15 protein-coding genes and 1 pseudogene are annotated in these 12629 nt (G+C 68.6%); 12 read left to right on the forward strand and 4 right to left on the reverse strand.

The genetic code is table 11. The features are described from left to right. Positions 1 to 566: 566 nt before the first annotated feature. The 4 genes from ACFV6D_RS25145 (at position 567) to ACFV6D_RS25160 (ending at position 4349) form a co-directional block, all read left to right on the forward strand. Positions 567 to 1796, forward strand: a complete 1230-nt coding sequence (locus ACFV6D_RS25145; protein WP_380561180.1) for an alpha/beta hydrolase family protein — start codon at positions 567 to 569, stop codon at positions 1794 to 1796. A gap of 346 nt (positions 1797 to 2142) precedes the next feature. Then, a complete protein-coding gene (locus ACFV6D_RS25150; RefSeq protein WP_380561181.1) occupies positions 2143 to 2706 on the forward strand; it encodes a hypothetical protein in 564 nt (187 codons plus the stop codon). Positions 2707 to 3142: 436 nt separating this feature from the next. Then, positions 3143 to 3898, forward strand: coding sequence for an alpha/beta fold hydrolase (locus ACFV6D_RS25155; protein WP_380561182.1), 756 nt, complete (start codon positions 3143 to 3145; stop codon positions 3896 to 3898). Beyond that, positions 3891 to 4349, forward strand: a complete 459-nt coding sequence (locus ACFV6D_RS25160) for a MarR family winged helix-turn-helix transcriptional regulator (RefSeq protein WP_380561183.1) — start codon at positions 3891 to 3893, stop codon at positions 4347 to 4349. Before ACFV6D_RS25155 ends, ACFV6D_RS25160 begins: the two co-directional genes overlap by 8 nt. Positions 4350 to 4809: 460 nt before the next feature. Here the strand turns inward: ACFV6D_RS25160 and ACFV6D_RS25165 are convergent, their stop codons facing one another. The 3 genes and pseudogenes from ACFV6D_RS25165 to ACFV6D_RS25175 form a co-directional block, all read right to left on the reverse strand. Next, positions 4810 to 5103: a hypothetical protein gene (locus ACFV6D_RS25165; RefSeq protein WP_380424154.1), complete on the reverse strand. Its 294-nt coding sequence runs from the start codon at positions 5101 to 5103 to the stop codon at positions 4810 to 4812. An 803-nt stretch (positions 5104 to 5906) separates the two neighbouring features. Beyond that, positions 5907 to 6095: pseudogene (locus ACFV6D_RS25170) on the reverse strand (transposase); the annotation flags it as partial. A 196-nt stretch (positions 6096 to 6291) separates the two neighbouring features. Next, complete coding sequence (locus ACFV6D_RS25175) at positions 6292 to 6591, reverse strand: hypothetical protein (protein ID WP_380561184.1); 300 nt, start codon at positions 6589 to 6591, stop codon at positions 6292 to 6294. 446 nt (positions 6592 to 7037) lie between these two features. Between ACFV6D_RS25175 and ACFV6D_RS25180 the strand changes: the two genes are divergently transcribed. The 4 genes from ACFV6D_RS25180 (at position 7038) to ACFV6D_RS25195 (ending at position 8395) form a co-directional block, all read left to right on the forward strand. Further along, positions 7038 to 7478, forward strand: coding sequence for a hypothetical protein (locus ACFV6D_RS25180; RefSeq protein WP_380561185.1), 441 nt, complete (start codon positions 7038 to 7040; stop codon positions 7476 to 7478). Positions 7479 to 7646: 168 nt separating this feature from the next. Then, positions 7647 to 7820: a hypothetical protein gene (locus ACFV6D_RS25185; RefSeq protein WP_380561186.1), complete on the forward strand. Its 174-nt coding sequence runs from the start codon at positions 7647 to 7649 to the stop codon at positions 7818 to 7820. Positions 7821 to 7826: 6 nt separating this feature from the next. Further along, the gene (locus tag ACFV6D_RS25190) at positions 7827 to 8072 is read left to right on the forward strand and encodes a hypothetical protein (RefSeq protein ID WP_380561187.1); all 246 of its coding nucleotides are present in this window, start codon (positions 7827 to 7829) and stop codon (positions 8070 to 8072) included. Next, a complete protein-coding gene (locus ACFV6D_RS25195; RefSeq protein WP_380561188.1) occupies positions 8069 to 8395 on the forward strand; it encodes a hypothetical protein in 327 nt (108 codons plus the stop codon). The genes ACFV6D_RS25190 and ACFV6D_RS25195 overlap by 4 nt, the downstream gene beginning before the upstream one ends. 255 nt (positions 8396 to 8650) lie before the next feature. On the opposite strand, the gene ACFV6D_RS25200 is transcribed toward ACFV6D_RS25195, so the two are convergent. Further along, entirely contained in the window at positions 8651 to 9049 is a 399-nt protein-coding gene (locus tag ACFV6D_RS25200) for a hypothetical protein (RefSeq protein ID WP_380561222.1), read from the reverse strand. A gap of 97 nt (positions 9050 to 9146) precedes the next feature. Between ACFV6D_RS25200 and ACFV6D_RS25205 the strand changes: the two genes are divergently transcribed. The 4 genes from ACFV6D_RS25205 (at position 9147) to ACFV6D_RS25220 (ending at position 12306) form a co-directional block, all read left to right on the forward strand. Then, positions 9147 to 9782 carry an SMI1/KNR4 family protein gene (locus tag ACFV6D_RS25205; RefSeq protein ID WP_380561189.1) on the forward strand — a complete coding sequence of 212 codons (636 nt, stop codon included), beginning with the start codon at positions 9147 to 9149 and terminating at the stop codon, positions 9780 to 9782. A 43-nt stretch (positions 9783 to 9825) separates the two neighbouring features. Then, positions 9826 to 10392, forward strand: coding sequence for an HD domain-containing protein (locus tag ACFV6D_RS25210; protein ID WP_380561190.1), 567 nt, complete (start codon positions 9826 to 9828; stop codon positions 10390 to 10392). A 247-nt stretch (positions 10393 to 10639) separates the two neighbouring features. Further along, complete coding sequence (locus tag ACFV6D_RS25215) at positions 10640 to 11122, forward strand: HIT family protein (protein WP_380486421.1); 483 nt, start codon at positions 10640 to 10642, stop codon at positions 11120 to 11122. 536 nt (positions 11123 to 11658) lie between these two features. After that, positions 11659 to 12306 carry a hypothetical protein gene (locus ACFV6D_RS25220; RefSeq protein WP_063352637.1) on the forward strand — a complete coding sequence of 216 codons (648 nt, stop codon included), beginning with the start codon at positions 11659 to 11661 and terminating at the stop codon, positions 12304 to 12306. Positions 12307 to 12629: the final 323 nt, after the last annotated feature.

Raw genomic sequence — 12629 nt, forward strand, 5'->3', positions numbered from 1 at the left:
CTCACACACCCACCCCCGACAATCCGATTTGTGTGTCTGTTTGGGGGTGTCGTTTTTTTTAAACCCCCCCCCCCCCCGCCCCCCCCCCGGCGCGGGCCCCCCCCCCCCCCCCGCGGGGGGCGGCCTGCGGTCCCGGACCCTGGCCACCACCCTCCTGGCTTGATCTCTACCGACTTCGGCCCGTCAGGGTGATGTCGGGGTGATGTCGGGGTGTCGAGGGTCAGGCCGGTGCCGGTTATGAATCCGTCGAGGGTGTCGGTTCAGTACCGGAGTCGCTCGAGTCGGTTACGGCCGAGGGCTTCGAGTCGGTTACGGCCGCATAGCGATCACCCCTGCCACCGACAGGCGTCCCGAGCGACGGCCCAGAACCTAAGGAGGGCGCAGGGACGTCGAGTTGGAGCCCTGGTGGTCAGCCGGCCCTCGCCAGTTCCCCCCGGCTCGCGCACGGTGCCGCGGTAGGGCTAGCCCCAGGACGGATACGCCCGCTGGCCGGACTGTGGCACGAGGGCGACGTACGTAGCGTCGGCGACATGAAATCCACCCACTTAGCAGGCACGCTACGGCCCGTGCTTCGCCGGCTGAACGTCGGGACAGTCCTGGCCGTCCTGGCCACCGCGACTGCGACTGCGACTGCGGGAGCCGCCTCGGCGGACACGGTGCACCGAAGCGATCGCGGACGGCTGGTCTCCGTCCAGCAGACGACCACCCTGGCCGCGAAGGAGGACGCCGCCGCGGCACTGGCCGCCGCCGGGTATGACACGGGTACGGTCCGGTTCGGAGTGGACGCCTACCGGCTGGTGTACCGCACCGTGGACCCCGGCGGCCGGCCGATCACCGCCAGCGGACTGCTGGTACTGCCCCGCGGCGGCGAACGCGAGCTGCGGACGGTGTCATTCACCCACGGCACGGCCAGTCACCGCTCCGATGCCCCGTCCTCCATGGTCAAGGCCGGATTCGTGTCCTCACCCGCCATCACGTACGCGTCCGCCGGGTTCGCCGCCGTCGCCCCGGACTACATCGGCCTGGGCGCCGGCCCGGGACTCCACCCCTGGATGGACGTGCCGTCGGAGACCACCGCCTCCCTGGACATGCTCCGGGCAGCCCGCGCCTTTGTCCCGCGTACGGGCCGGGCACTGGGACACGACGTGCTGGTCACCGGGTTCTCCCAGGGCGCCTCTGCGGCGATGGGACTCGCACGGGCACTCCAGGCCGGCGACGACCCGTGGTTCCGACTCCAAGCCGTCGCACCGGTCAGCGGCGCCTACGACTTCCAGCACGCCGAACTGCCGGCACTGCTCGACGGCACTCTCGACCCGAAATCAAGCGTGCTGTACACGGCATACCTCCTTGTCGCCTGGAACCGGCTGCACCACCTCTACGACTCCCCCGACGAGGTCTTCCAAGCCCCGTACGACAGCACGGTCGAGACACTGTTCGACGGTTCGCACACCGGCCCGCAACTCTTCGCCGGCACACCCGACACCATCGACGCACTGCTCACCCCACACGGCTTCGACATGCTGCGCCACCCGACCGGCCCGCTGGCCAAAGCACTTCGGGTGGCCGACAGCACCTGCGACTGGGCACCACACGTCCCGGTCCGCCTGTACACGGCCGACGCGGACGAACAGGCGGCCAACACCAACACCGACCACTGCGAGGCCACCCTGCGATCGCACGGCGTGAACACGACGGTCATCGACCTCGGCACCCCCGACTTCGCGGGCTCCAGACACCTCGGCTCCAACATCGCCGGCACGACGGCCATCGTGCACTGGTTCAGCCAGCTGCGCTGACAACCCGCCGACCCACCCCCGCCCGCAGGGCAGACCAGCCACCCACGTGCCGGCCACGACACCGGGACACACCCACCGGGAACACCCCACCCTGGACCCCGGGTCAGCCCGACCGCGGTCCGGGACGCCCCCCACCCCCGTGAACAACCGGCGCCACGACTCGACGACTCGTGGACAAAGCCAGGGGCGCTCCAACCAGCCCATGACCTGGCACAACGCGGCGGGCCCGAGGCGGCGGCGGGTGAGGCCGCGGACGCTCTGACGGTCGCCGTCGGTGAGGTGGTAAAGGCCAACGCGTTCCAGGGCGGCGTAGAAGGGGCCGGCCTGTGGCGGCGGCCAGATCTCGGTGGACGGCGAGACCACCCCGACGAACCGTCCGGAGAGCCCGAGGCCGAACACCGACGGCCGGCGGCTGGCGGCTGGCGGCTGGCGGCGCGTCACGGTGACCGTGACCGGCTTCGGCGAGGAACCCGACACGGTGGTGGTCAGCCGGGACGTCGCAGCCGGGCGCGTCACACTACGCCTGACCGGCGAGCATCTGGAACTCCATCCGGACACACGGACCGCTTCCACCGCACCCTGGCATGCCGGGACGCGGACGGGACGACACCGGCCCAGATCGACCAGCCAGCGGCCAAGGCGCTGGAACAGCTCCACTGTTGTCGGCCCGGCTCTGGGCAGCGGAGCCGGCGGGGGCGGGGACCAGCAGGGCGCGCAGTTGCTCGGCGGCCTGGGCCTGTTCGGCCGGTTCCAGTCCTTCCAGGAAGTCGGCCAGCCGGGTCTGCCAGGTGTGTTCCTGTCGCTGTGCAAGGGCTGCCCGTTCCTGCGGGGCTGCGGCTTCCAGTTCCTGACTGGTCCGGTCGAGGCGTGCCTGGGCGAGGCCTTCGTCCTCGGTCCGCCCGCGGCCTAGCAGGCGGGCGACCCGTTCCCGGATGGCCGCCCACACGCCCGTTCCGGCAGCCTGGACGATCCCGGCGCCCCCGGCCGCGGCCAGCACGCTCAACGCCTCCGACAGCGTTCCCGGCTACCCCCCTGCCCCCCGGTGGTCGACCGGACGATGTGGCCGGCGGGTCGGGCGCGGTGGTCCCCGGTGCCGGACGCCCGAGACCCCATCGAGCGGGTGGTGCCGCGCGAGCAGCCGACCGGGGCCGTGGCCACGATCACGGCGACGGCACCGAAGGACGCTGGACCGATGCCTTCGAGGCGGCCCGCGGCCTGGCGACCGCCTTCTGCGCGTTGGGGCGGCCTGCACCGTGCCCCAGGCCGGGCGAGTCCAGGGAGAACAGACCAGGAATATGACCTGGACCACATATGTCACGACACATGTGTCGTGTAACGTGTCCGATATGAGCACTTCAGCGAAGAATCCGACCCTCGTCTTCATCCCCTGCCTCTCCGGCGCCCCGTGGAGCGCCGAACAACTGGCCCCCTACAGCGAGGCGCCCAAACGGACGCTGCGCCTACCCGAGGGCGTCGACGACATCGAGCACTACGCCGACCACCTCGAGAGCGCGATCGCGGACCTCGACGACTACGTGCTGGTCGGCGACTCCTTCGGCGCGAACATCGCCCTCGCACTGGCGACCCGCCGCCCGCCGGGCCTGCGCGCCCTCGTCATGTCCGGCGGCTTCGCGGCCAACCCGGTCGACTCGAAGCCGTGGAAGGCCCTGATGCAGGCGATCGGCAGGGCCCGCGGGCCGCTCTACCGGCAGCTGACGCTGCGCGCCCACGCCCACCGCCTCACCTCCCCGTACGACGGCGAGGGCCAGACGCCCTGGAGCCAAGCGCGCAGCCGCGAACTGTTCCTCGCCAACACCCCCGCCACCTCCTTCGGCGCCCGCCTGCGGGCCGTCCTCACCGCCGACTACACCGACGCGCTGGACCGGGTCCAGGTCCCGACCCTGATCCTGACCCCCTCCCACGACGTGCTGATCGGCGAGAACGCCTCCAAGGTCATGCTCGCGGGCATCCCCGACGCCCGGGAGGTCGTGCTGCCGCGCACCGGCCACATGTTCCGCTTCTCCCACCCGGTCACCTACGCCGCCGCGGTCAACGGCTTCCTCGCCACCCTGCCGACCACCCGGCAGGACGCCGATGCGTAAGGCCGAACACCTGCGGTTCGCGATCCTGGCGGCCCAGCGCGAAGGCAACCGACTGCTGATCCAGGCCCTCAAACCGCACGGCATCACCCCGTCACAGGCCGAGGTGCTGCGCCTGCTCCAGCAGCACGGCACCTTGAGCCTCAACGGGCTCGGGCAACTCCTGGTGTGCGAAAGCGGCACCAACCCCAGCCGGCTCGTCGAACGCGTCGTCGCGGCCGGACTGGTCGAACGCCGCACCGACACCGCGGACCGCCGCTACCTCCAGCTCAGCCTCACCCCCGAAGGCGAACGCCTGGCCACCGCCGTCGCCGGGATCGAGGAATCCCTCTACACCGCGATGGACACCGCCTGCCAGGACCTGGACACCGACGCGATGCTCACGTTCCTGCACAACTTCATCGACCCCCTGCCGTCGGGCGAGGCCCTCAACAAACGCCTCACCCTCGACTGACACCCGCCCCCACCCGACACCACAGCCCGCACGGGCCCGCACAGGACCGGCCGACCACGCACCGGAAAAGGAACGACCGGCCCGATCACGGCGGCAGCTATATGGCCGGTGACCCACTGTGCACAAAGCGTCGTCGCCGAGCCCGTTGGGGGCGTTAATCTTCCGCGGTACGGCTCCGGCTGGACGAAGTGGCGCCGCCGGCACGCCACCGAGGCCGTGATCACCTGCATCACCGCGGCCGCCGACCCCGGTCGGCAGGCCACCGTCCTCGCCTGGCCCGACGCCAACGGCCGACTGCGCCCGGTCGGGGTGAGCCTGCCGCTACCGTCCGGGCTGCGGTGTGAGCTCGCGCCGCTGCTCGGCCTTCTTGTCGGCACCACCAAGAAGTGGCGGCGCCGCGCAGCCAGCGACTGGACCGCCTACCTCGAAGCACGCGCCGCTGACTGGTCGCGGACCCGCGTCAGGCCCGGCCGCCCCTGCGGCCGGGCCGGGCAGGCACCACCTGGATCCACGGCTGGTGGGTGCCGTCGGTGCTCCAGGTGAACTTCATCCAGTACTGGTGACCAAGGGAATTCTCCAGCATGCCGATGAGCATCGGGTCGGCCCCGCACGCGGCGAGGGATCTGAGGATGTCGTAGTCGACATAAAACTCCGTGTCCCTGTCATTCGCGAGGTGGTCGTTGAGGAACTGGAGCTGTTCGTTGGAGATGTCGCCGATCTTGCTGTCGTTGTCGAAGCGGTGCAGCTGAGGCATGGTTCGGGAGTTTTCCAATCCAGTCGGGTTGAGGTGATGCCGTTCGCCAAGGTTCGTCAGCAATGCTGGCGGCCCCCACCCTGGACCTCTACGAGTCGGAGATTCGCTGCCCGTTCAACCTCTCCACCGCGGCCGTCTCCTCGCGAGGCAGCATGGCGTTGAGTTCTGGACCAAGCCACCTGAACCACTCACGCCACGCCTCCACCGTCCCACAGCCGCTGTCGTCCCGTCAGCGGGCCGTCCCCAGGCGGGCAGGCCCGCAGCCGCGACCAGGCCCAGCCGCCTTTCGAGTCCGCGCCGCCAGACCTGTGCCCATCCCCTCGCCACACCGGCACAGATCTTCTGGTGAGGACCCACTTCCCGTAGACCGGCGCCCCACGAATGAGGTACTGGCGCATACGGGAAGGGAATTGACTTGTTCCAACTCACCCGTCCTGGACAGTGTGTTACCAGATGGTGCGGACCCACGAAATCGGCTGGCCCCGTCCCGGAAGAGTCCGGGACGGGGCCGGGGACGGCGGTCAAAGCCCGCAGACGCGGCCGGCTGCCAATCCTCCAGGCGGGTGGCGAGGGTGGTGATGAGGACGTCCGCCTCGCGGGTGCCGAAGGCCTGTTCGGCGTCACGCTTGTGGGGCCAGTCACGGCAGTGGAGGCGGACACCGGCCTTGGTCCACAGACGCTCCACCAAGTCGCTGTCGTCCGGGTCCGCGCCAGTGGTGTCGACGCCGCGGCAGTGGGCCAGGGCGAGGGTGGTGGTGCGCACGGAGCGCTTGCTGCCACAGAACACCAGGACACTGCAGCCGTCGGCGATGCTCGGGCGCCAGCGCCAGGTCCACCAGAGTCTTCACCGGCCCGTCGGTACACAGCACCGCGTCCGCGAGCTCGAACAGCCCGTCGCGCCGAACGGTCAGGCAGTCGCAGAAGACCCCCCGGAAGCGTGACAGTTCCGCGAACCGCTCGCACCGCCCACCCTGTTCCACCAGACTCACCATCGCAGCCTTCGCGTCAATTCCTGTCCCTCTTGGTTGAGTTCAGGATCACGCGAAGGCCGTACTGCCGTCCCCAAACACCCGGACGAGTGATCGCCAGATCCGCCTGTTCGAAGCCGGACGATAAATCACAAGTTGTGACGCCGTCACGGATTGTGCAGACGCTACGGCGGAGGGGTCCGCCCCGCGAACGGCCCGGTCATCCAGCGGGAGGCCAGGGCCCGGAGGGGAGATCCTGATAAGCCCCGAGGAAGTAGTCCACTCCTTCCTCGAACAGAGCGGTCTCGACGACTGCCTGTAGTGAGCCCTGAACCTCGACAGGAACCGGATAGTCGCCCGTCGTCATCCACTCGTCATCACCGATCTCGAACAGGCCCCTGACCTTTAGGAACTGCTCTCGGGTCAGGGTGACGGACGAGCAGGGCCACCCGGCGGGACCAAATCCTTCCAGTGCCCACGAGAGGTTGCGACCGTTCTCGAACGGATAGTCATCGTTCACCCACTAATCCTATGGCGCTCCACGTTCGGCCAACCTGAGCGATCCTCCCGACCAGCGACCCACCCCCGGTCGCCGAGGAAAAGCAAATCCGCTACTCTCCACCACCGACCACACAATTCGCGCCAGAACCCAAACTCATCAACATCACCTGACCATGGTTTTGGGTGCCTCCCAAACCCGTCGACAAGTGACGTCACTACTGCCCGGTAAAACCAGAAACGACAAGTTCGCGGAAGCGTTCAGCGAACGGAACTCCTGGAACGCATGAGACAGGTGGGCCTCCGGGGCACGGTCACCACGGTGACCTTCATCCAGAGGCCGGCAAAGTCGGGTGGCCGCAGATTCCCGATCATTCTCACGTTGTTCAGGAACAACGTGGACCACCGCTCACCCGGTTGCAGGGGCCCTGTGCGCGGGGTGGCGGCCGGGCAGGCTAGTTTGTCCGGGTGAGTCTCCTCGATGATGTGGCCAAGCGCGACGGCTGGCGATGCTGGGTGTGCGACGAACCGGTCGACCCCGACAAGTCGGTGAACGATCCCAGGGGGCCCAGCGTTGACAGCCGGACCGCCGACCGGAAGGCCAAGGTCGCCGAGCGGCTCGCGCACCGCGCGTGCAACACTCGCAAGGGTGCGGTCAAGGTGGTCATCGCCTGGCCGGACCGCCTGTACGTGGCCGAACCCGCGCCGCTGATCACCGTTGCCGCGAGGCTGGAGCGCAAGGGCGGCCGCGAGATGGTGGGCCGTTGTCCGACCAGGCAGGACGCCCAGGAAGCGGCGGATTGGCTGGTGGACCGGTTCTCCCGACTGGCACCGGGGCTGCCGGTGACCGCCGACATCGAGGCGGGCGGCGGCCAGTTCCTCGTCATCCTGGCCACCGGCCGCCGCTGACCGGGGACCACCAGCGCACACTCGCGTCGAGCTGAACCGTCGGCCCACATCGACCCGCCCCGACAAAGGCTGACCCACGGGCGCGTGACGGGCTGCGACTGCTCAACCGGCGGGCGACCCAACCGAGCGAGCCACCCCCGCGCGGGCGGAGCGGATGCTGGCGCCACCATGGCGATGGCACTCGACGAGAGCGCCGAACAGCAGATGAGTATCAGCGTCAATGTCAGCGGTGATCGCCATCATGGGGACATGAGCAACCCGAATCTGGCCACCGGCAGGGTCTGGCGGCTCCACCGCGGCGACCTTGAGGTTGCCCAGCTGGCGGTGACCGGCGCCGATTGACCCTGGATGCACGCCGACGTCGAGACACTTTCCGGCTTTGAAGAGTTCCGTCCACTCTTCGCGGAGTGGGAGCGGGCCATCGACGAAGAGGACTGGGAGCAGCTCGACGAGTGCTACTTCCGGATCCGCGGTGCGCTCACCATGACGTTTCCCGACGGAAGTCCCGTCGCTGAGTTCATGCTGCACATCCACGACGACGGCACCGCCGGCTGGCGATGGCACGACGAGCCCTTCGGCACGGTGAACCAGTGACGCGCTGGGTTCGCTGCTTCTGGGGTGAGGAGGCCGTCTGCTTCTACTTCGAGCTGGACACCGATGGGCACGTGATCCGGCAAGTCGAGTTACAGGAGCCCGGAAGCAAGGTGCTGGCCGCCGCGTCGCTGGCCGAGTGGCAAGAAGCCCAAAGTGCCGGTCAGCTGGCTGAATACGAGAGTGTTTACGGTCTGACTGCGGAACTGCCCATCTCCCAGTGGGAGGGGCACGACCCGCAGTGGTTGTTGGCCGATGAGTTCGAGATCGTTTGGTCGACTGCCCGTCGGCAGCTTCAGTGGCGTCAGCGGCGACATCCTTCCTGAGCACCTCCGCTGCTGCGGGCTCTGATCAGGAAACTGCCATCTTCAGTGCGAGACCGGGCGTCAAGCGTCTCGCCATCCTGACAACGCCCTACTCAAGCGGCATCACCTCTGCCGTGATCGACGAGACACGTCATCAGCACCACCTTCGGGTCTTCCACAACACCTTGTTACTCCATCAGGAAGTCGCCGGTCAGCCTGTCACCCCGCAGGTCAACGGCCCCGCCCCTGCAAGATCTAATGAGACTGGACAAGAGCTCACACCGAGTCATCCAGGTGATGGAAGGCCCCTTCGAACTCTCCCGAAGCAAGCAGCTCGGTGATCACGGTCACCATCTCCCGGATGCCGGGATCTCGAACGATCAGCCCGTCCGAGCACCAGAAGCTCCGTCCACCTGCCGCTTCTCCTGTCTCCTCCCATCTCTTCATCAACCGGCTGACCTCGGCGACGGTGAAGATCGTTGCGCTCCAGCGTGAGCCGTCGGGGAGGCGGACCTCGGTATCGACGTTGCAGACCTCGTCGAGTGCCTCATCGGGGTTCGGGAGGAAGGAAGCCTCGAAGCCATCGGTTCGGACGCGGTAGTAGGGGCCGTCCCATCCGGCCTCGGGTCGCAGTTCCGTGCTCGTGTTGGTCACTTGGGGAGGGTCCCAGCGCATGATGCCGGGCACAACTGGCTTACGGGCAGCCGATCACACTGGTGACATCTCTGCCGGTGAGCAGGTAGTTTGCGGGAGGACAGAGAGAAGAGTTCGCATGGACTCCCGGATCGCCCGCATCCGACGCAAGCTGGCCAAGGTGCCCTATGCCGCGCTGCGAAGCCATTCCTTCGGTGAAGAGAAGCACGGGTTCCGCCTCGAACCCCCGTTGCCGGACGCGAAGGTCGACGAGTTCGAGGCCGATCACCACATCGAACTGCCTGATCCCTACCGAGGCTTCCTGACCACACTGGGCGGGGGCGGAGCATCGCCTTTCTGCGGCCTGCTGCCGTTGCCGTCATGTCGGCTGTTCACGATGGACCCGCAAGGTGAACCCGGCCGCCCTCGGGGGTTCACGTTCGCCGACGGTCCGTCTCACCGAAGTGACCTTTTCCTGCACATCATCGAGGCAGGGTGCACCGACCTGGTGCTTCTCGGTATCACCGGTCCCCTGGCCGGCCGCGTCGTCACCGGAAACGCCGACGGCTTCTGGGGCCCCAACGTCTCATCGGCCACCGACTTCCTGGCCTGGTACGAGCGCTGGCTCGACCACATGCTCGACGGCCGAGACAACCGTGACCTGGAACTGACCTCGCCCGCCCTGCGAGCGCCTCTCGACCGGGCCCTGAGGAAGCGCTGCGACCGAGAGGATCTGTCACGCAACCGAGAGTCCGGAGCCATGTCATCCGATTGAGAACGAGCCGGAGTCGCCGGCCGCCCCGCCGGTCCACCTCCGCATGGGCGGAGCGGACCTACTGGCCGATCCGTGGTATCCGGCGCCGCCGGGCTGGATGCACGACGAGTGGATCCCCCACCAGGTGGCGAGCCACTGGGCGTTGCCGCAGATCCTCACCGGGCTGGGGTGGCCGTCAGTCGAGCGGCCGTGGAAGTCCGTGGCGCACCAGCTCGCGCAGATCCTCGGCGGCCACCACGGGGTGTTCGGTGAGGCGCTGTCCCCCGCTGCGATGGCCGATCCGCTGAAGGCGCTGCGCGGGCTGGGCGCGGACGGCTGGGCCGAGCAGCGGGAGGAGCCCGTCCGGGCGGTGTTCGGGATCTGTGGATCGCCGGCGGCGCCGGAGCGGCTGCTGCCCGCGGGTGCGGCGGCGGTGACCGGAGTGGTGGTGCCGGCGTGGAAGCCGATCGGATCGACTGCTGCGGACGGCGCTGTGGAAGCGTGCGCCGTCCCCATGCCCCACCCCGAGCGCGGCCACCGAAGCCGTCGCGACGGCCAAGGCTTTGAATTTCGCCTGCACGCGAAGAACACTTCCCGATTCCGGGGCCTCGCGATTCAAGCGACCCCCTGAACGACAGTATCGGGCCCGCCTGCCCGAGGCTGCGACGAAGTGACAAGTAGACAGCGGCGCTCCGCCCACGCTCGCGGTTTCCCTCTCGCCAGCGCGCACGGGACGCAGGCCGGACGCGCTGTCCGGTGCGCATCTCGGGCGCCGCGGCGGCACGTCTCGAAGTGATGGAATATCAGTCGTCCTGCCGCCCGCCGCTCGGCGCCTCTACGCTCCGCCGAGCAGCCAAGTGACCTGGTATCTATGGGACATGAAAGATTGGAAAGAAGATCGGATCGCTGCGGCCGAGCGTGCTGAGAACCCCACGGTGCTGGCCCGGATGCGGACCGGCTGGGCTGTGATCGGCGACACGCAGCACCTTCCCGGGTACTGCCTGCTGCTGTACGCGGGTGCTGCGAACCACCTGACGGATCTGCCCCGGGACGAGCGGTCCCGCTTCCTGCTCGACCTCTCTCTCCTGGGGGAGGCTGTCGAGGCTTCGTGTGGCAGGCGGGACCAGGCCTTCCGTCGGCTGAACTACGAGGTGCTCGGGAACTCGTGGGAGCACCTCCACGGTCACATTCACCCGCGCTACGAGTGGGAGCCGCCGCGCCTTCTTCACAGCCCGGTGTGGTGTTACGGAGATGAGCGGACTGCCCCGAAACACCGTTTGGGTCCGCAGCATGAGGAACTGCGTGCGGAAATCGCCCACGCCTTGACGGGCATTCTTTCCGAGGCCTACGAGCAGGCGTAGCCCAAGCAGGCCGAATGGCCGGGGACAAGTCCGCCGCCGAGACTCTGATCCGCACGGTTCGGCCGAGCACTGCCGGCTGAACGCCGACCCATGAGGAGCCGTCACGACTCTGAGACTGGGATCGCCTGACACGGAGTGGGACAACCGGAGGTGTGCAGGTCAGGGCCTCGCCGGCTGACACCGGGGCCGACGAGGTGTAGCGGCGAGTGCGCGAGCACGCCCGTCCCGCCCGGCCGGTAGCCGCGCTGACCGGCGAGGACGGGGAGCTCCTCAACACCTGGTGCGACCGGTTCGGAAAGGCTGCCTGATGACACGCCCACGACCAGCGGCGTCGACCTGGCCCGCACCGCCCTGCGCGCGGCTCGCCCCACCGCCCGCACGAACGGCGACGCCACAGGCTGCGTGCACGGCCAACCTTCTTTTTGTACGGGGGAGTTGTGAGTGTGCGGTGGAGGCGATCGGGGCATGATCTGACAAATGCATGCCAGGTGTCGGCGGTGTGACCGCCTGGCGCCTCCCCTCCCCGAGGAGTCCTCTTGGCGAACACCTTCCTGCGGCGGCTGTCCTTACCCGCCGCGCTCGCCGTCCTGACCGTGGCGGCTTCGGCCTTCGGCGCCGGCACGGCCCACGCGGCCGAACCGGGCGGCCCGTGCGACCCCCGCGTGGACCGGTACGGGCTGTACGAGGTCTCGACCGCCGTCGTCGACCCGGTGCTCACGCACTGGAAGGGCATCACCATCGCCCCCGGCACCACCGGCTCCATCGAGACCACCGTGACCGAGGTCCAGAACGTCAGCACCACGTTCAACGCCTCGACCGAGATCAACTCGGAGGTGGGCGCGTTCTTCGCCAAGGTCTCCATCAAGGTCGGGTTCTCCGTCCAGAACACCAAGTCCAGCACCAGCACGTGGTCCCAGAAGGTCACGCTGAACTTCTCCCGCCCCGGCGACTACGCGGTGTTCAAGGGCACAAACCGCGTCCAGGGCAAGGCCGACGCGTACGTCTGCCTCCCCCGCTACCCCCCGAGCAGCGACCCCGGCGACGGCTACTGGGCCTACGCCTTCGGCTCCCACCCCACCTACAGCACCTTCGACGCCGAGATCGAGGGCACCGTCTCCTGCGACACGCCGGTCTCCCCCGGCACCGTCCAGGAGCTCGCACGCAACAAGCTCGTCTGCCACTGAGCGCCCCGGGGCCGGCCACACCCCTGGCCGGCCCCGGGCTGCGGCGGCGCGCGTGATCGCGAGGTCGGCCATGCGGTGCAGGACGACGGAACACGCGGAGGCCGGCCGGCGGCTGGAACCCGCCTCCGCCCAGCCCCGTGAATCCGATGGGGCAACTGCCGTTGTGCACGAGCACTGGTGTGCTGCCCGCCAGCACGTAGCAGGTGTGGACGGTTTCGACGGGTGATGTCGTACGCGGGCTGGGAGGTCTTCCCGCCCGCCTGCTGCCCAAGCTCGATGCCCGCCGCCGTCGCCTGCTGTACCGATCCCATGGCGATCTTCTG

The organism is Kitasatospora sp. NPDC059812, assembly GCF_042732075.1.
Taxonomy (GTDB): domain Bacteria; phylum Actinomycetota; class Actinomycetes; order Streptomycetales; family Streptomycetaceae; genus Kitasatospora.